This window comes from Paracoccus actinidiae (genome assembly GCF_030863885.1).
Lineage (GTDB): Bacteria > Pseudomonadota > Alphaproteobacteria > Rhodobacterales > Rhodobacteraceae > Paracoccus > Paracoccus everestensis.
This window is the reverse complement of record NZ_CP132956.1, coordinates 573,471-592,431: the sequence shown is the minus strand read 5'-3', so window position 1 is coordinate 592,431 and position 18,961 is coordinate 573,471. Positions and strand designations below refer to the sequence as shown.

At 65.5% G+C, this 18,961-nt stretch carries 16 protein-coding genes; 12 read left to right on the top strand and 4 right to left on the bottom strand.

The window, feature by feature from the left end; genetic code table 11:
• Positions 1-22: 22 nt before the first annotated feature.
• Together ctaA and Q5701_RS02910 are read left to right on the top strand one after the other, a co-directional pair.
• Entirely contained in the window at positions 23-1,171 is a 1,149-nt protein-coding gene (ctaA, locus tag Q5701_RS02915) for a heme A synthase (protein WP_306753669.1), read from the top strand.
• Entirely contained in the window at positions 1,168-2,640 is a 1,473-nt protein-coding gene (locus tag Q5701_RS02910) for a carboxypeptidase M32 (protein WP_306753668.1), read from the top strand. Before ctaA ends, Q5701_RS02910 begins: the two co-directional genes overlap by 4 nt.
• 28 nt (positions 2,641-2,668) lie before the next feature.
• On the opposite strand, the gene Q5701_RS02905 is transcribed toward Q5701_RS02910, so the two are convergent.
• Both Q5701_RS02905 and puuE read right to left on the bottom strand, forming a co-directional pair.
• Entirely contained in the window at positions 2,669-3,574 is a 906-nt protein-coding gene (locus Q5701_RS02905; protein ID WP_306753667.1) for a bifunctional allantoicase/(S)-ureidoglycine aminohydrolase, read from the bottom strand.
• Positions 3,571-4,977, bottom strand: a complete 1,407-nt coding sequence (puuE, locus tag Q5701_RS02900; RefSeq protein WP_306753665.1) for an allantoinase PuuE — start codon at positions 4,975-4,977, stop codon at positions 3,571-3,573. Before puuE ends, Q5701_RS02905 begins: the two co-directional genes overlap by 4 nt.
• A gap of 220 nt (positions 4,978-5,197) precedes the next feature.
• On the opposite strand from puuE, the gene Q5701_RS02895 reads away from it, so the two are divergent.
• Positions 5,198-6,499 carry an NCS2 family permease gene (locus tag Q5701_RS02895; RefSeq protein WP_306753664.1) on the top strand — a complete coding sequence of 434 codons (1,302 nt, stop codon included), beginning with the start codon at positions 5,198-5,200 and terminating at the stop codon, positions 6,497-6,499.
• Between the two features lie 55 nt (positions 6,500-6,554).
• Here the strand turns inward: Q5701_RS02895 and bhcR are convergent, their stop codons facing one another.
• Entirely contained in the window at positions 6,555-7,355 is an 801-nt protein-coding gene (gene bhcR, locus Q5701_RS02890; protein WP_306753663.1) for an HTH-type transcriptional regulator BhcR, read from the bottom strand.
• A 184-nt stretch (positions 7,356-7,539) separates the two neighbouring features.
• On the opposite strand from bhcR, the gene bhcA reads away from it, so the two are divergent.
• The 8 genes from bhcA to Q5701_RS02850 all read left to right on the top strand — a co-directional run bounded on the left by bhcA (position 7,540) and on the right by Q5701_RS02850 (position 16,480).
• A complete protein-coding gene (gene bhcA / locus Q5701_RS02885) occupies positions 7,540-8,727 on the top strand; it encodes an L-aspartate--glyoxylate aminotransferase BhcA (RefSeq protein WP_306753662.1) in 1,188 nt (395 codons plus the stop codon).
• Positions 8,727-9,701, top strand: a complete 975-nt coding sequence (gene bhcB, locus Q5701_RS02880; protein WP_306753661.1) for a beta-hydroxyaspartate dehydratase BhcB — start codon at positions 8,727-8,729, stop codon at positions 9,699-9,701. The genes bhcA and bhcB overlap by 1 nt, the downstream gene beginning before the upstream one ends.
• Complete coding sequence (gene bhcC / locus Q5701_RS02875) at positions 9,698-10,879, top strand: 3-hydroxy-D-aspartate aldolase BhcC (RefSeq protein ID WP_306753660.1); 1,182 nt, start codon at positions 9,698-9,700, stop codon at positions 10,877-10,879. Before bhcB ends, bhcC begins: the two co-directional genes overlap by 4 nt.
• Complete coding sequence (bhcD, locus tag Q5701_RS02870) at positions 10,879-11,841, top strand: iminosuccinate reductase BhcD (protein WP_306753659.1); 963 nt, start codon at positions 10,879-10,881, stop codon at positions 11,839-11,841. Before bhcC ends, bhcD begins: the two co-directional genes overlap by 1 nt.
• A gap of 35 nt (positions 11,842-11,876) precedes the next feature.
• Positions 11,877-13,355, top strand: coding sequence for a nucleobase:cation symporter-2 family protein (locus tag Q5701_RS02865; RefSeq protein WP_306753658.1), 1,479 nt, complete (start codon positions 11,877-11,879; stop codon positions 13,353-13,355).
• Entirely contained in the window at positions 13,339-14,688 is a 1,350-nt protein-coding gene (locus Q5701_RS02860; RefSeq protein ID WP_306753657.1) for an 8-oxoguanine deaminase, read from the top strand. The genes Q5701_RS02865 and Q5701_RS02860 overlap by 17 nt, the downstream gene beginning before the upstream one ends.
• 172 nt (positions 14,689-14,860) lie before the next feature.
• Positions 14,861-15,214, top strand: a complete 354-nt coding sequence (gene uraH, locus Q5701_RS02855; RefSeq protein ID WP_306753656.1) for a hydroxyisourate hydrolase — start codon at positions 14,861-14,863, stop codon at positions 15,212-15,214.
• Between the two features lie 3 nt (positions 15,215-15,217).
• Positions 15,218-16,480, top strand: coding sequence for a urate hydroxylase PuuD (locus Q5701_RS02850; protein ID WP_373568611.1), 1,263 nt, complete (start codon positions 15,218-15,220; stop codon positions 16,478-16,480).
• A gap of 21 nt (positions 16,481-16,501) precedes the next feature.
• Here the strand turns inward: Q5701_RS02850 and Q5701_RS02845 are convergent, their stop codons facing one another.
• Positions 16,502-17,395 carry a LysR family transcriptional regulator gene (locus tag Q5701_RS02845; protein WP_306753655.1) on the bottom strand — a complete coding sequence of 298 codons (894 nt, stop codon included), beginning with the start codon at positions 17,393-17,395 and terminating at the stop codon, positions 16,502-16,504.
• Between the two features lie 114 nt (positions 17,396-17,509).
• Between Q5701_RS02845 and xdhA the strand changes: the two genes are divergently transcribed.
• Positions 17,510-18,961, top strand: coding sequence for a xanthine dehydrogenase small subunit (gene xdhA, locus Q5701_RS02840; RefSeq protein ID WP_306753654.1), 1,452 nt, complete (start codon positions 17,510-17,512; stop codon positions 18,959-18,961).

Below are 18,961 nucleotides of genomic sequence, written 5' to 3'. Positions count from 1 at the left end.
TGTCCGCCTGAAGGAGCAAGCGATGGCCAAGCGCCCCATTTTCCAGGAAGTTCTCGACCCCGCCGCCCCCAGCCGCCCCGTGACCACGACCGGCATGATCGACGCGGCCTCGCGCGGCGCGCGGCGCGCCATCCGCATCTGGCTGATGGTGTTGTTCGTGATGGTCCTGGCGATGATCGCGCTTGGCGGGGCGACGCGCCTGACCGGATCGGGCCTGTCCATCACCGAATGGGCGCCCGTCACGGGCACCATTCCACCCATGTCGGACGCGGAATGGCAATCGGAATTCGAGGCTTACAAGCAGATCCCCCAATATGTCGAGGTAAACTCCGACATGGATCTGGCGGGGTTCAAGCAGATCTATCTATGGGAATGGGCGCATCGCCTGCTGGGCCGGCTGATCGGCCTTGTCTGGGCGGCGGGCTTTGTGTTTTTCTTGGCCAGCAAACGCATTCCTGTGGGCTGGACGCCGCGCTTGCTGGGCCTGGGCGCGTTAGGCGGGCTGCAAGGGGCCATCGGCTGGTGGATGGTCAGTTCCGGTTTGGTCGAGGGCATGACCCGCGTGGCATCCTATCGCCTGGCCACCCATCTGGGGCTGGCCTTCGTGATCCTGGGCCTGATCGCCTGGTATGTCCTGCTGCTGGGGCGCAGTGAGGCCGAGTTGCTGCGCGCCCGCCGCGCGGGCGAACCCAAGCTGTTCTCCATGTCCACGGGCCTGATGCACCTAGCCTTTGTGCAGATCCTTATCGGGGCGCTGGTCGCGGGCATCGACGCGGGCCGGACCTATACCGGCTGGCCCACCATGGGCGGCGAATGGATCCCGGCGGCGATCTGGGATCCCGCCCTTGGCTGGCGCAACCTGTTCGAGAACCCGGCTCTGGTGCAGTTCGTCCACCGCATGGTGGGTTACCTGCTGGCGATCTTTGCCGTGGTGGTCTGGTTGCGCGCCCGCCGGTCGCCCCATCCGGTGACGCGGGGCGCTTTCACGGTCATGCTGGCTGCGGTCGCCGCCCAGGTGGGCCTTGGCATCATGAACGTCATCCACGCCTCGCCCCTGGGACTGGCCTTGTCGCATCAGGTCGGCGCGGTCGTGCTGTTTGCACTTATCATCCGGGCAAGGCATCATGCGCGCTTTCCGCATGAAACCTCGGTCAGGGGGACCATCCGATGACGGCCATCAACGACCTGCTTGCCTTTCAGCGCCAGACCGAGGCGCTGTCCTCGGTCGCCGAACGCCTGGGCTGGGACCAGGAAACCGTCATGCCGCGCGGCGCGGTCGAGCAGCGGGCCGAGGAGATGGCCGCGATCGAGGCCGTCCTGCACGAACGCCGCACGGACCCGCGCATCGGCGAATGGCTGGACGTGGCCGAACCGCAGTCCGAGGCCGAGGCGCGGTCCGTCGAACTGATCGCCCGCGATTTCAACCGCGCAAGCCGCATCCCGGCCAAGCTGGCTCAGGAACTGGCGCGGCTGACCTCGCTGTCCCAAGGCATCTGGGCGGACGCGCGTGCCAATGACGCGCCCGAGGATTTCCTGCCGACGCTGGACCAGGTCCTGGTGTTGAAGCAGGACGAGGCCGCGGCCCTGGCCGACGGCGGCGATCCTTATGACGCGCTGCTGGACGATTACGAGCAGGGCATGACGGGGGCCGAGATCGCGGCCCTGTTCGACACCATGCGCCCGCGCTTGGTGGCCCTGCGCGAGGACGTGTTGGGAGCCGAGCGTCAGCCGCAGCCTTTGACGGGCCATTTCCCGCAGGAAACCCAGATCCGGCTGGCTCGCATCTGCGCGACGGCCTTCGGTTATGACTGGTCGCGGGGGCGGATGGACATTGCCGTCCATCCCTTCAGCAGCGGCCGCTGGCAGGACAGCCGCATCACCACGCGGGTGGTCGAGGCCGATCCCTTCAACTGCATCTATTCCACCATCCACGAGGTCGGCCATTCCAGCTATGAGCTGGGCATCGACGACGACTATGCCTTCACGCCGCTGGGCCGCGGCGTGTCCATGGGCGTCCATGAAAGCCAGAGCCGCATCTATGAAAACCAGATGGGCCGGGGCCGTGCCTTCACGGGCTGGCTGTTCAACCGCATGGGGGATGCCTTTGGCGGGTTGAACATCACCGACCCCGACGCCTTCTATGCCACCGTGAACCGCGTCACCCCCGGCTTCATCCGCACCGAGGCCGACGAGGTGCAATACAACCTGCACATCATGATGCGGTTCGATCTGGAACGCGACCTGATCGCGGGCAAGCTGTCCACGGACGATCTGGTCGAGGCCTGGAACGCCCGCTTCCTGCGCGATTTCGGCGTTGTGGTGGACCGCCCCGCGAACGGCGTCCTGCAGGACGTGCATTGGGCGGTTGGGCTGTTAGGCTATTTTCCGACCTATGCCCTGGGCAACGTCTTTGCGGGCTGCCTGAACCAGGCCATGCGGGACGCCGTGCCCGACCTGGACGCCTCGCTTGCCGCAGGCGACGCCGCGCCCGCCGTCGAATGGCTGCGGGAAAACGTGCAGCGCCATGGTGGGATAAAGCGCCCGCGCGCCCTGATCGGCGAGGCGACCGGCGCCGACGTTTCGCCCGAACCGCTGCTGGCCTATCTGGAACAGAAGTTCGGGCAGATATACGCGCTGTGAAAAAGGCCGGGCGCGATGCCCGGCTTGCCTATCTGTTGGGCCACAAGGGCGCGTGGCGGTTCACGTCCTTGTAGAGCAGATACCGGAACGGTCCCGGCCCGCCCGCATAGCAGGCCTGCGGGCAAAAGGCGCGCAGCCACATATAATCGCCGGGACCGACCTCGACCCAGTCGCGGTTCAGGCGATAGACGGCCTTGCCCTCCAGCACGAACAGCCCGTGTTCCATAACATGGGTTTCGGCGAAGGGGATCGAGCCGCCCGGCTTGAAGGTCACCACCGTGATGTGCATGTCGTGGCGCAGGTCGGCCGGATCCATGAAGCGCGTGGTGCCCCAGGCCCCATCGGTGTCGGGCATCATCGAGGGCGGGATGTCCTGTTCCTGCGTGATGATCGGATCGGGCTTGTCCACGCCGTTGCAGGGCTGCCACCGCTTGCGCCACCAGTGGAACCCGGTGTTGCCGGGCGTGGTGTTCCTGACCGACCAAGGCGTGCCGGGGGGCACATAGGCAAAGCCTCCCGGTGTCAGCAGATGCTCGGCCCCGTCGATGGTGACCGACATGGACCCGCCGGTCACGAACAGGGCGTGCTGGACTTCGGGGTCGTCGTCGGGATTGTCCGATCCGCCGCCCTCGGCCAGTTCGACGATATACTGGCTGAAGGTTTCCGCGAAGCCCGACAAGGGCCGGGCGATCATCCACATCCGCATTCCTTCCCAGCCGGGCAGATAGCTGGTGACGATATCGCGCATCACGGTGCGGGGGATGACGGCGTAAGCCTCGGTAAAGACCGCCGTGTCGGTGGTCATCCCGGTCTGCGGCGGCAGCCCCGCCACGGGACCGGCATAGGGGACGCGCTGTGGCTGCGCGACCGGAACTTCGGCAATGTCGCCCGTCGGCGCGCCGGCGGGGGGAAGGTCAGGGGACAGGTCGGTCATTTCAAAGCCTCTTTCAGGCGGAGTTCGCCGATGCGCGTGACCTGGCGTTCGGCCTCGGCGCGCTCGGTCTGGGTGTCGTTGTCGATGCGGGACTGCATGGCGGCCATGATGCCTGCCTTGTCGTGGTCGCGCACGGCGATGATGAAGGGAAAGCCGTGCTTGGCGACATAGGCGTCGTTCAGGCGCGTGAAGGTGGCGCGTTCGTCATCGGTCAGGCTGTCCAGCCCCGCGCTGGCCTGTTCTGCGGTGCTGTCGGCGGTCAGCCGTTTCGCCTGCGCCAGCTTGCCCGCCAGATCGGGGTGGGCGGTCAGGACGCCCAGCCGTTCCGCGTCGGGCGCGCTGCGGAAGACCTGCGCCATCCGCGCGGCAAGGCCCGCCGCGCTGTCATGGACCGCGCCCATTTCCCCATCCCAGACCCGTTCGGCGATAAAAGGCGAATGTTCATAGATGCCGCCGAATTTCGCGACAAAGCTGTCGCGGTCCATTTCGGACGGCCGCTGGCGCGGCTGGAACGGATGCACCTCGGCCCAGTGCCGGGCAATGTCCAGGCGGCTGGCGAACCAGACGCCTTCATGGGCGCGGCAATGGTCCAGGAACCGCTGGATCGCCATCGCGCGCCCCGGCCGCCCGGCCAGGCGGCAATGCAGGCCGACGGACATCATCTTGGGCGCGCCTGCCGCGCCTTCGGCATACAGCACGTCAAAGCTGTCGCGCAGATAGTCGAAGAAATCCGTGCCCGTGCCGAAGCCTTGGCCCGATGAAAACCTCATGTCGTTGGCGTCCATCGTATAGGGCACCATCAACTGCGGCTTGCCGTTGTGGACGTGCCAATAGGGCAACTCGTCCGCGATGGTGTCGGCCAGGTATTCGAAGCCGCCTTCCTCGCAGCCAAGCGCCACCGTGTTCATCGACGTGCGCCCCTGATAAAAGCCGCGCGGGCGTTCGCCGGTGACGCGGGTATGCAGGTCGATCGCCTGGGCGATGTGATCCGCCTCGACCTCGCGCGGGATGTCGCGATAGTCGATCCATTTCAGCCCGTGGGTCGCGATCTCCCACCCGGCAGCCTTCATCGCGGCCAGCTGTTCGGGGCTGCGTTCCAGCGCGGTCGCCACGCCATAGACCGTCACGGGAATGTCGCGCAGCATCCGGTGCAGCCGCCAGAAACCCGACCGCGCGCCATAGTCATAGATCGATTCCATGTTCCAGTGCCGCTTGCCCGGCCAGGGCTGGGCCCCGATGATCTCGGACAGGAAGGCCTCGGAGGCGGCGTCGCCATGTTCGATGCTGTTCTCGCCGCCCTCCTCGTAGTTGACGACGATCTGCACGGCGATCCGGGCGCCGCCGGGCCATTGCGGGTCGGGGGTGGTTTCTCCATATCCTCGCAAGTCGCGGCTATAGCGCATGGGGCATCCTTCCTGTGGCATCCTGGGCACAGCAAAGCGCGCCCGCACCTGCACGGCAAGCGGGCAGGGACGACATTCTGTATCAAGGAATCGGCAAAGATCGCGGGCGGTTTCAAAAAGCCATTGAAAGACTTGCGGGTTCGCGCCGATTGTTGCGCCAGTCACAGCCCCCATAAGCTGCCCCCCATGGCGGCCGGAGGAGCCGCGGGAGGGAAAACCCATGGAACGCTACTTCAAGCTGGCCCAGCACGGCAGCACCGTCAGGACCGAGGTGATCGCAGGGATCACCACCTTCCTGACAATGGCCTATATCATCTTCGTCAACCCTTCCATCCTGTCCACCACGGGCATGGACAGCAACGCGGTCTTCGTGGCGACCTGCCTTGCCGCCGCCATCGGATCGGCGGTCATGGCGCTGTGGGCCAACTGGCCCATCGGCATGGCGCCGGGGATGGGGCTGAACGCCTTTTTCGCCTTTACCGTGGTCGGTGCGATGGGCTTCACCTGGCAACAGGCGCTGGGCGCGGTCTTCATCAGCGGCATCATCTTCCTGATCCTGTCGGCGACCGGCATCCGCCGCTGGCTGGTGGCGGGGATCCCGGTGTCGATGCGCAGCGGCGTGGCGGCGGGGATCGGGATGTTCCTGGGCATCATCGCGCTGCAATCGTCGGGCATCGTGGTCAACAGCGACGCGACGCTGGTCACGCTGGGCGATTTGACCAACCCCGGCACGCTGCTGACCATCGCGGGCTTCTTCATCATCGTGGCGCTGGACGCCATGCGGGTGACGGGTGCCATCCTGATCGGCATCCTGGTCATTACGGTTGCCGCCATCCTGCTGGGCGTCACGCAGTTCGGCGGGATCATGTCCATGCCGCCCGCCATCGGGCCGACCTTCCTGCAACTGGATATCATGGGCGCGCTGCATTACGGCATCTTCCACGTGATCCTAGTCATGGTCCTGGTCGAGGTCTTTGACGCCACGGGCACCCTGATCGGCGTCGCCAAGCGCGCAGGGCTGCTGAAGGAAGGACCGGCCCATACCAATCCCGGACTGTCCCGCGCGCTGATGGCCGATTCGACCGCGATCACGGTCGGGTCGATGCTGGGCACGTCCTCTACCACCGCCTATGTCGAAAGCGCGGCGGGCGTGCAGGCGGGGGGGCGCACGGGGCTGACGGCGCTTGTGGTGGCGGTGCTGTTCCTGCTGGCGATGTTCTTCGCGCCGCTGGCGGGGTCGGTGCCGGCCTATGCCACCGCGCCCGCGCTGCTGTATGTGGCGACCCTGATGGTGCGGGAACTGTCCGAGATCGCCTGGGAAGACGTGACCGAAGCCGCCCCCGCCGTGCTGACCGCCCTGGTCATGCCCTTCACCTATTCCATCGCGAATGGCCTGGCGTTCGGCTTCATCAGCTATGCGGTGATCAAGCTGCTGACCGGCAAGGCGTCCCAGGTCCATGCCGCGACCTGGATCGTGGCCGCCCTGTTCGTGATCAAGTTCGCCTTCTTCGGCGGGCACTGATCGCGACACGGGATCGCAACCAGCGGGCTTCGCGAGCGATCGCGAAGCCTTTTTTCTATCCGCCCATCGCGTGGCTCAGTTCCGCCGCCGCTGCCGCCACGACTGCGCCCAGCGTCTTGACGTGTTCGTGCCCGATCCGGTGGGTGGGGCCGCTGACGCTGACCCCGGCAATCGCCTCGCCCGTCAGGTCAAAGACCGGGGCGGCGATGCAGCGCATCCCGCGGGTCCGTTCCTCGTCATCAAAGGAAAAGCCGCGCGACCGGATGCGGGCCATGTCCCGGGTCAGCGCGTCGGGCGTCACCAGCGTCTTGTCTGTAAAGCCTGCAAGGCTTGCGCTGTCCAGATAGGCCTGCAGAGTCTCGGGGCGGCCGAATGCTAGCAGCGCCTTGCCGATGCCCGATGCGTGCAGGGGGGACCGGGTGCCGGGCGGAAAAAAGGCACGAATGGTTTCATGGGTTTCGGCCTGGCTGACGAACAGCACCGCATCGCCGTTCAAAATCCCCAGGTTTGCCGTTTCCCCAGTATGCTTCATCAAGGCGTGCAGGATGGGGCGGGCGCGTTCAACGATCCCCGATCGCCGCATGAAGGCCGAACCCAGCCGAAAGGTTGCGGGGCCGATGTTCCAGGCCTGCGTGGCCGGATCGCTTTCCACCATGCCGCGCGCGGCCAGCGAATGCAGCAGCCTGTGCACGGTGGAAGGCGACTGGCCGATGCGGTCCGCGACCTCGGACAGCGTCAGGCCGGGATGGGCAGCCAGCAGGTCCAGGATGTCAAGCGCACGGTCCAGCACCTGCACGGTGCCGCCCGTGTCCTTGGCGCTGCGTGGCCGGCCCCGGCGGCGGATGGGTTCAGACATTTTCATCCTTTTCTAAAGAATACATTGCCAAAACCGCAGTAATCCGTTTCGCGGTCTGAAAAATGGCAAGACCATGTTCAGGCATGGTATTTCAGTTTTTAGCGCCAAAATGGAAATGTTTTCCAGAAAAATTGTGACCTCTGGCCGCAAGGGGTATTATGCGCTTATCAGAGGAGGAACAGCCATGACCAGCCAGAATCCCGTGTTCATTCCCGGCCCCACCAACATCCCCGAGATCCTGCGCAAGGCCGTGGACATGCCCACGATCGACCATCGCAGCCCGGTCTTCGGCAGGATCCTGCACCCCGCGCTGGAAGGGGTGAAGAAGGTGCTGAAAACGACGCAGGGGAAGGTCTTCGTCTTTCCGTCGACGGGCACCGGCGGCTGGGAAACCGCGATCACCAACACGCTGTCGCCCGGCGACAAGGTTCTGGCCACGCGCAACGGTATGTTCAGCCACCGCTGGATCGACATGTGCCAGCGCCACGGCCTGGACGTCGAGGTCGTCGCCCAGGAATGGGGCGAGGGCGTTCCCGCCGACCGGTTCGAGGAAATCCTGACCGCCGACAAGAGCCAACAGATCAAGGTTGTCCTTGCCACCCATAACGAGACTGCGACGGGTGTGCGCAGCGACATCGCCGCCGTCCGCCGCGCGTTGGACAATGCGGGCCACCCGGCGCTGCTGTTCGTGGACGGGGTTTCGTCGATCGCGTGCTATGATTTCCGCATGGACGAATGGGGCGTCGATATTGCCGTGACCGGTAGCCAGAAGGGCTTCATGCTGCCCCCGGGCCTGGCCATCGTCGGCTTCTCGCCGAAAGCCATGGCTGCGGTCGAGACGGCGAAGCTGCCGCGCACCTTCTTCGACATCCGCGACATGGCGAAAGGCTATGGCGCCAACGGCTATCCCTACACGCCGCCGGTCGGGCTGCTGAACGGGTTGAACGTCGCCTGCGAGATGCTGCTGGACGAAGGGCTGGAGAACGTCTTTGCCCGCCACCACCGCATTGCCGAGGGTGTGCGCCGCGCGGTCGGCGCCTGGGGGATGCAGCTTTGCGCCAAGCGGCCGGAACTGTACTCGGACAGCGTCAGTGCGATCCGCGTGCCGGAAGGCTTCGATGCCAACAAGATCGTCAGCCACGCGCTGAACGCCTATGGCGTGGCTTTCGGGACCGGGCTTGGCGATGTCGCGGGCAAGGTGTTCCGCATCGGCCACCTGGGCAGCCTGACCGACGTGATGGCCCTGTCGGGCATCGCTACGGCGGAAATGGTCATGGCCGACCTGGGCCTGCCGGTGAAGCTGGGTTCCGGCGTCGCCGCCGCGCAGGACCATTACCGCCGCAGCGTGCCCGCCATGCAAAAGGCCGCGTGATGAGGGACGCCATGTATATCCCGACCTATCAGGATATGCTGAACGCGCATGAGCGTATCCAGCCCCATATCCGCCGCACGCCGGTGCGGACCTCCGATTACCTGAACGACCTGACCGGCGCGCAACTGTTCTTCAAATGCGAGAACTTCCAGGAGCCGGGGGCCTTCAAGGTGCGCGGCGCCGCCAACGCCGTCTTCGGCCTGGACGAGGCGCAGGCGGCCAAGGGCGTGGCGACCCATTCATCGGGCAACCACGCATCGTGCCTGTCCTATGCAGCCATGCGCCGGGGCATCCCCTGCAACGTGGTGATGCCGCGCACCGCGCCGCAGGCCAAGAAGGACACCGTGCGCCGCTATGGGGGCGTGATCACCGAATGCGAGCCCTCCACCAGTTCGCGCGAGGCGACCTTCGCCGAGGTCCAGGCGCGGACCGGGGGCGATTTCGTCCATCCCTACAACGACCCGCGGGTGATCGCGGGGCAGGGTACCTGTTCGCGCGAGTTCATGGAACAGACCGACGGGTTGGACATGGTGGTGGCGCCCATCGGCGGGGGCGGCATGATCTCGGGCACCTGCCTGACGCTTGCGACGCTGGCCCCGGAAACCAAGGTCATCGCGGCGGAACCGGAACAGGCCGACGACGCCTATCGCAGCTTCAAGGCGGGCCACATCATCGCGGACGACGCGCCGAAGACCATCGCCGACGGACTGCTGGTGCCGCTGAAGGATCTGACCTGGCACTTCGTCAGCAACCACGTCTCCGAGATCTACACGGCGTCCGACGCCGAGATCGTCGAGGCGATGAAGCTGATCTGGAAGCACCTGCGCGTGGTGATGGAGCCCTCCAGTGCCGTGCCGCTGGCCACCATCCTGAAGAACCGCGACGCATTCGCCGGCAAGCGCGTCGGCATCATCATCACCGGCGGCAATGTCGATCTGGACAGGCTGCCCTGGATCCAAGGAGCGCAATCATGAACGCACCCATCAAGTCGAATGACGTGAACTTCGACACTCTGGAAGTCGGCTTCGACGTGCCGGCGCTGCCGGGCATGGACGAGGGTGACATCCAGACGCCCTGCCTGATCCTGGATCTGGACGCGCTGGAACGCAACATCAGGAAGATGGGCGACTATGCCACGGCGCACGGGATGCGCCACCGGGCGCATGGCAAGATGCACAAGTCCGTGGACGTGCTGAAGCTGCAGATGGACCTGGGCGGGGCCATCGGCGTCTGCTGCCAGAAGGTGTCGGAGGCCGAGGTCTTTGCCCGCGCCGGGATCACCGACATCCTGGTCTCGAACCAGGTGCGCGACCCGGCCAAGATCGACCGGCTGGCGCGGCTGCCCAAGATCTCGGGCGGCCGGATCATCGTCTGCGTGGACGACGTGGCGAACGTGGCGGACCTCTCGGCTGCGGCGCAAAAGCACGGCACCACCATCGAATGCTTCGTCGAGATCGACTGCGGCGCGGGCCGCTGCGGCGTGAAGACCACGCTCGAAGTGGTCGAGATCGCGCGTGCCATCGATGCCGCACCGGGCGTGAAGTTCACCGGCATCCAGGCCTATCAGGGCGCGATGCAGCACATGGACAGCTTTGCCGACCGCAAGGCCAAGCTGGACGCGGCCATCGCCCAGGTGACCGACGCGGTCGAGGCGCTGAAGGTCATCGGGCTGGAGCCGGAACTGGTCAGCGGCGGCGGCACCGGCAGCTATTACTTCGAAAGCAACTCGGGCGTCTATAACGAGCTGCAATGCGGCTCCTACGCCTTCATGGACGCGGATTACGGCCGCATCCACGACGCGGACGGCAAGCGCATCGACCAGGGCGAATGGGAAAACGCGCTGTTCATCCTGACCAGCGTGATGTCGCACGCCAAGCCGCATCTGGCGGTGGTGGACGCGGGGCTGAAGGCGCAGTCGGTCGACAGCGGCCTGCCCTTCGTCTATGGCCGCGACGACGTGAAATACATCAAGTGCAGCGACGAACACGGCGTGATCCAGGACGACGACGGTGTGTTGAAGGTCAACGACAAGCTGCGGCTGGTGCCGGGCCATTGCGATCCGACCTGCAACGTCCACGACTGGTATGTGGGTGTCCGGAACGGCAAGGTGGAAACCCTGTGGCCGGTCTCGGCGCGCGGAAAGGCCTATTGATGTGGGTCGTTCCTGAAGGCGAGATCGCCGGCCTGATGACCCCCGAGGCCGCGTTCGACGCGGTCGAGGCAGTCTTTGCCGCCATGGCGCGCGGGGATGCCCGCAACTTCCCCGTGGTGCGCGAGGCCCTGGGGCACGAAGACGCGCTTTACGGCTTCAAGGGCGGCTTTGACGGGGCCGGGCTGACACTGGGCCTGAAGGCCGGGGGCTACTGGCCCAACAACGCGAGCCACGGGCTGATCAACCACCAGTCCACCGTGTTCCTGTTCGACCCGGATACGGGCCGCGTGTCGGCGGCGGTCGGGGGCAACCTGCTGACCGCGCTGCGCACGGCGGCGGCCAGTGCCGTGTCCAGCAAGTACCTGGCCCCGCAGGGTGCCAGGGTGCTGGGCATGATCGGGGCGGGCCACCAGTCCGCCTTCCAGATGCGCGCCGCCGTGCGCTTCGGCGCCTTCGAGAAGGTGATCGGCTGGAACCCCCATCCCGAGATGCTGTCCCGGCTGGCCGACACGGCCACGGAACTGGGCCTGCCCTTCGAGGCGGTGGACCTGCCGCAACTGGGGGCCGAGGCCGACGTGATCATCTCCATCACCTCGGCCTTCGAGCCGCTTCTGATGGACGGCCATGTTCAGGGCCCAACTCATATCGCGGCCATGGGCACCGACACCAAGGGCAAGCAGGAACTGGATCCGGCGCTTGTCGCCCGCGCGCGCCTGTTCACCGACGAAATTGCCCAATCACTCAGCATCGGTGAATTCCAGCACGCAAGCGCACGGAAACTGATTTCCGACAGCGATGTCACCGCGATAGGCCAGGTCATCATCGGCAACCATCCGGGACGCGGCGATGCCGAGGTCACCATCTTCGACGGAACGGGCGTCGGCTTGCAGGATCTGGCCGTCGCGGCGGCGGTTCTGGAACTGGCGAAACAACAGGGAAAGGCCGCGAAGGTCGAGATCTGAACGAAACAAGACAGCCGTGGAAAGGGAGGTCCGCTATGTCTGATGCAACCTATCAGGGGGGCGTTCATCCGGTGGATGAGATGCTGCCCGCCCCCAAGCTGTTCACGCTTGGATTCCAGCACGTGCTGGTCATGTATGCGGGCGCGATCGCGGTTCCGCTGATCGTCGGGCGCGCACTGAACCTGCCGCCCGAGGAGGTGGCATTCCTGATTTCCGCCGACCTTTTCGTCTGCGGCATCGTCTCCATCATCCAGAGCCTTGGCGCGACCCAGTATTTCGGGATCAAGCTGCCCGTGATGATGGGCGTGACCTTTGCATCCGTCGGCCCGATGGTCGCGGTCGCCACGTCCTTGCCCGGCCACGAAGGCGCGCGCGCCCTGTTCGGGGCGATCATCGCGGCGGGGATCATCGGCATCTTCATCGCGCCCTTCATCTCCAGGATGCTGCGGTTCTTTCCGCCGGTCGTGACGGGCACGCTGATCCTGACCATCGGCATCAGCCTGATGCCCATCGGCATCAACTGGATCTTCGGCCTTCAGGTCGGGCCGACCGCGCCCAAGATCGTCGATCCCGCTGCCGCCGCCTGGCTTGAGGCTGCGCGCGCGGCAGGCGAGGTGCCGGCCAGCGTGACGCTGGCGCCAACGGTGCAGAATCCGCTTTATGCAGCCGGTCAGAACATCCTGATCGCGGTTCTGGTGCTGGGCACGATCCTGCTGGTGTCGAAATTCGCCCGTGGCTTCCTGTCCAACATCGCGGTGCTGGTGGGCATCGTCGTGGGCGGCGTCGTCGCGGCCATGCTGGGCATGATGAGCTTCGACAAGGTCGCCTCGGCGGAATGGTTCGCGGTGATCAAGCCCTTCCATTTCGGGATGCCGACATTCGATCCAATCATGATCGCCACGATGGTGCTGGTCATGCTGGTGACGCTGATCGAAAGCACGGGTATGTTCCTGGCGTTGTCGGATATCTGCAAGAAGCCGATGGAACAGAAGTCGCTGGCCGCAGGGCTGCGCGCCGACGGCCTGGGCACCGTGATCGGGGGCATTTTCAATACCTTCCCCTATACCTCGTTCTCGCAGAACGTGGGCCTTGTGGGCGTCACCGGCATCCGGTCGCGCTTTGTCTGCGTGGCGGGCGGCGCGATCATGATCGTGCTGGGCCTGATCCCGAAGATGGGCGCGCTTGTCGAAAGCCTGCCCACGACCGTCCTGGGCGGGGCGGGTCTGGTGATGTTCGGCATGGTGGCGGCGACCGGCGTGCGCATCCTGTCGCGTGTCGATTTCGCCAGCAACCGGCACAACCTGTTCATCGTCGCGATCTCGGTGGGCATGGGGATGATCCCGCTGGTCGCGCCGAACTTCAACCAGTGGATGCCCCACGCGATCCACCCGCTGATCCATTCCGGCATCCTGCTGGCGGCGATCAGTGCGGTCGTGCTGAACTGGTTCTACAACGGCGCAGCCCATGTGGACGAGGAAGAGCTGCGGGCGGCGGGTCATGTCGCGGACCACTAGGACGCTGTTCCGGGGCGCCGAGGTCGTCGTCACCATGGACGACGCCCGGCGCGAGATCCGGGGCGGCGATGTCCTGATCGAGAATGGAAAGATCGTCGCGGCGGGTGAAAACCTGCCGCGCGATGGTGCGACGGTGATCGAGGCTGCGGGCTGCGTCATCACGCCAGGGCTGGTCAACACCCATCACCACCTGTTCCAGACCCTGACCCGCGCGGTGCCCGCCGCGCAGGACGCGGCGCTGTTCGGCTGGCTGCGCACGCTTTATCCCATCTGGTCGCGGATGACGCCGGATGACATCCGCCTGTCGGCCGAGGTGGGGCTTGCGGAACTGGCGCTGTCGGGCTGCACCTGTTCGTCGGACCACTTGTACCTGTTCCCGAACGGATCGCGGCTGGATGACAGCATCGAGGCGGCGCAGGGGATCGGCATCCGCTTCACAGCCACGCGCGGGGCCATGTCCATCGGCGAAAGCAAGGGCGGCCTGCCGCCCGACGCTCTGGTCGAGGACGAGGCCGCGATCCTGCGCGACAGCGAACGGGTGGTCGATGCCTTCCACGACAGGTCAGAGGGTTCGATGGTGCAGGTGGCGCTTGCGCCCTGTTCGCCTTTCTCGGTCAGCCGGGAACTGATGCGCGATGCGGCGATCCTGGCGCGGGAAAAGGGCGTGCGCCTGCACACCCACCTGGCCGAGAATGACGAGGATGTCCGTTATTCTCTGGACAACTTCGGGATGCTGCCGGGCGATTACGCCGAAAGCCTGGGCTGGACGGGTGACGATGTCTGGCACGCCCATTGCGTGAAGCTGTCCGCGCCCGAGATCGACCTGTTCGCCCGCACGGGCACCGGGGTGGCGCATTGCCCCTGTTCCAATGCGCGGCTGGCCAGCGGCATCGCGCCTGTCCGCGCCATGCGCGATGCGGGCGTGCCGGTGGGCCTTGGCGTGGACGGGTCGGCCAGCAACGATTGCAGCCATCTGGGGCTGGAGGCGCGGCAGGCCATGCTGGTCGCGCGGCTCAAGGACGGACCGGCTGCCATGGGCGCGCGCGAGGCGTTGGAGATCGCCACGCTTGGCGGGGCGCGTGTTCTGGGCCGCAGCGACATCGGCGCGCTGAAGCCCGGGATGCAGGCGGATCTGGTGTTGTGGGACGTGTCGGACCTGCCGCTGGCGGGGCAATGGGATCCGGTCGCGGCGCTGATCTTCTGTGCGCCGATCCGCCCCCGTGCGGTCTATGTCGGGGGCAGGGCGGTCGTCGATGATCACCGGCTGCTGACGGCCGACCCGCGTGATCTGCGGGCGCGTGCCGAAAAGGCCGTGGCGCGCTTGGCGGGGTAGGCTGGGGGGCTGTCTGCCCCCCACGCGCTTCGCGCTCCCCCCGAGGATATTTGCGCCAAAGTGAACGCCGGATTTTCTACGAAATCTTAAGACTACCTTGCTTATGGTCCCTCTCGTGCGGATGCGAAGGGATCGGTTATCAAGAAAACAGCGATAATAAGGGAGGGCGACGATGCCTGGATACCTGACCACCCATGTGCTGGACACGGCCCGAGGCCGTCCGGCCGAGGGGATGGAGGTGGTGCTGTTCCGTCTTGAGAACGGCCAGCGGACCGAACTTGCGCGGCTGAAGACCAACAGCGACGGCCGCACTGACAGCCAGATCCTGCCCGCGGCGGATTTCGCCACCGGCACCTATGAACTGGAGTTTCATGCCGGTGCCTGGATGGACACGACAGGCGTTGCGCCTGAAAGCCCCCGTTTCCTGGACGTGATCCCGATCCGCTTCGGCATGTCGCAGGACGACCACTACCATGTGCCGCTGCTGGTCTCGCCTTTCGGCTATTCCACCTATCGGGGAAGCTGATCCATGCTGCACCTGATCCCCGACCAAACCATCATCTGGGAATGGCTGGCCTTTGCGATCCGCTGGACCCATGTCATCACCGCCATCGCCTGGATCGGCTCGTCTTTCTATTTCATCGCCTTGGACTTGGGACTGCAAAAAGCGCCGCACCTGCCGAAAGGGGCGCATGGCGAGGAATGGCAGGTCCACGGAGGCGGCTTCTATCACATCAACAAATACCTGGTCGCCCCCGAACAGATGCCCGAGCATTTGACCTGGTTCAAATGGGAAAGCTATTCGACCTGGCTGTCGGGCGCTGCGCTGCTGATGGTCACATACTGGGCGGGCGCGAACCTGTATCTGATCGACACCGCCAAGGCCGACCTGGCGACCTGGCAGGCGATCCTGATCTCGGCCGGTTCGCTGGCGCTTGGCTGGCTGATCTATGACACGCTGTGCAAGTCGCGCCTGGGCGAGACGCCGACCATCCTGATGCTGCTTCTGTTCGTGGCGCTTGTGGTGATGGGATGGGGCTATACGCAGGTCTTCACCGGCCGCGCGGCGCTGCTGCACCTGGGCGCGTTCACCGCGACGATCATGACGGCCAACGTGTTCTTCATCATCATGCCGAACCAGCGGATCGTGGTGGCGGACCTCAAGGCCGGGCGGGCGCCCGATCCGAAATACGGCAAGATTGCCAAGCTGCGTTCGACGCACAACAACTATCTGACGCTGCCCGTGATCTTCCTGATGCTGTCGAACCATTATCCGCTGGCCTTTGCCAGCCAGTACAACTGGCTGATCGCGGCGCTGATCTTCCTTATGGGCGTGACCATCCGGCACTTCTTCAACACCATGCACGCCCGCAAGGGATACCAGTGGTGGACCTGGGCGGTGACGGTGGTGCTGTTCATCATGGTGATGTGGCTGTCATCGGCTGGCCTGAACCAGGACAGCCTGGAGCAGGCCGAGGCCCGGCCCTTGACCCCGGTGGAAACCCGCTTTGCCGAGGCTGAAGGATTCCAGCAGGTCAGCGACGCGGTGCTGGGCCGCTGTTCCATGTGTCATGCCCGCGAACCCGGCTATGAGGGAATTCGCCATGCACCGAAGGGGGTTTTCCTGGAAACCCCCGGCGACATCGCCCGCCACGCGCGCGAGATCTATGTCCAGGCGGGCCTGACCGATGCCATGCCGCCGGCGAATGTCACCTATATGGAACCGCAGGAACGCGAGCAGATCATCCGCTGGTTCCGGGCAGCAGGTGCGGCGGATCTGGCGGGGATGTAAGGCCCGCCTGGTCTTTCGCCGTCAGAACACCTTTTTCAATTCCCGCACCGCGAAATCCGCAAACATCCGCACCTTTGGATCCTGCAACCGCCGATGCGGCGTCAGGGCGCCGAACTGCGAGGGCAGGGGCCGGTTGTCTGGCAAGACCTCGGCCAGGCGCCCGGCCTTGATGTCCGTCGCGACCTCGTAAAGCGGCCGGTTGGCGATGCCTTCGCCGCCAAGCGCCCAGGCGGTCAGAACATCGCCGTCGTCGGTGTCGAACCGCCCGCTGACCATCATCTTCTGCGGGCCGTCCTCGGATTGCAGAACCCAGTAGTATTCCGGGCTGCGGGGATAGCGCAGCAACAGGCAGTTGTGATCGACCAAATCCTCGGGCGCTTTCGGCGTCCCGCTGCGCGAGAGATAGTCGGGGGATGCGACCAGCACGCGTGGACAGTCCGCGATCTTGCGCCATTTCAATGCGGAATCGGCAGGTTCCCCCAGGAAAAATGCCAAGTCGATGGCGTCTTCCACGATATTGACGTTGCGGTCCGACAGCCGCAGGCGGAAATCCACCCCGGGATTTTCGGCGCAAAAGGGCGGGATCAGCGGCGCGATCAGCCGCCGCCCCAGACCCAGGGGTGCGGTCAGGCGGATCACCCCCTGCGGACGGCCGGAAAAGCTGGACACAAGCGCCTCGGCCTCGTCCAGGGTGTCGATCACGCGGCGGGCGTTGTCGTAAAAGGCGCGCCCGATCTCGGTCGGGGTCAGCTTGCGGGTGGTGCGGTTCAGCAGCCGCACCCCGAATCGGTTTTCCAGATCCTTGATGCGGTTCGAGGCGACCGCCGGTGAAAGCCGCAGATCCCTGCCCCCCGCGGTGATCGACCCCAGTTCGACCACACGGACAAAGACGCGCAGGCTTTCAAGATAGGACATGGATGTTAGGCCGTTTTCAAGGAATCGTGTAAAGTCTTCCGGGTCGGCACCGATTTCGCAACCGTTTTTTTCGGCCTAGGTTTTCCCATGGGTCCACAGCCACAAAGGAATGCCATGACACCCGCGCTGCGCTTTTTGCTGAACGGCAGGCCCGTCGAATTGACCGCTGTCGGGGCATCCGACACGCTGCTGGATTTCCTGCGCATCGACCGGCGGCTGACCGGCACCAAGGAAGGCTGCGCCGAGGGCGACTGCGGCGCCTGCACCGTGCTGGTGGGCCGGCTGACCGATGATGGGCTGGTCTATGAACCCGTGAATGCCTGCATCCGCTTTCTGGCAAGCTGCCACGGCTGCCATGTCGTGACGATCGAACACCTGCGCGGTCCCGACGGCGGGCTGCACCCGATCCAGGCGGCGATGGTGGAATATCATGGCAGCCAGTGCGGCTTTTGCACGCCCGGCATCATCATGGCGCTGTATGGCTTGTGGATGACCAATCCCGAGGCCTCGGCCACCGATATCGAGGTCGCGCTGCAGGGCAATATTTGCCGCTGCACGGGATACGAGCCGATCATCAAGGCCGCGCTTGCCGCCAGCCGCGCAGGCGGTCAGGCCGCCGACGCCCTGGCGGTGGAACGCGAGCTTGTGGCTGCAAGACTGCGCGATATGCGGGGCGATCGGGTCGAACTGTCGAAGAACGGTGAACGCGCGGTCATCCCCGCCGACACCGACGACCTGGCCGCCGTGCTGGAGGCCGAGCCGAAGGCCACGATCATCGCAGGGGCGACCGATGTGGGCCTGTGGGTCACGAAGTTCATGCGCGACATTTCGCCCGCCGTGTTCATCGGCCACCTGATGAAGTCGAAGCGTGTCGAGAATGGCGAGATCCGGCTGGGCGCGGGCGTGACCTATTCCGAAGCCGCGCCCCTGATCCGCCAGCACATCCCCGCCGCCTATGATTACTGGCTGCGCATTGGCGGCTGGCAGGTGCGCAACATGGGCACCATCGGGGCCAACATCGCCAACGGATCGCCCATCGGCGACACGCCGCCCCTGCTGATCGCGCTGGGCGCGCGGATCGTGCTGCGCAAGGGCGCGGCGCGGCGCGAATTGCCGCTGGGGGACTTCTTCATCGAATACGGGAAACAAGACCGTGCGCCGGGCGAGTTTGTCGAGGAAGTCATCATCCCGGCCCATCCGCAGGCCATGATCGCCGCCTACAAGATCACCAAGCGCCGCGACAGCGACATCACCGCCGTCGCCGCAGGTTTCTGCCTGACCGTTGACAATGGCACCATCACCGATGCCCGGATCTGCTTCGGCGGCATGGCGGGCACGCCCAAGCGCGCCACGGGGGCCGAGGCCGCGCTGACTGGCCAGCCCTTCGCCCGCAAGACGTTCGAGGCCGCAGCCCGCGCCGTGGCCGACGACTTCCAGCCCTTGTCCGACTGGCGCGCCAGCGCCGATTATCGCCGCACGGTCGCCGCCAACCTGTTCCGCCGCTTCTGGCTGGAACAATCCGAGCCCGGCCTGCCCGTGCGCCTGAGCCAAGCCGTAGGAGCGTGA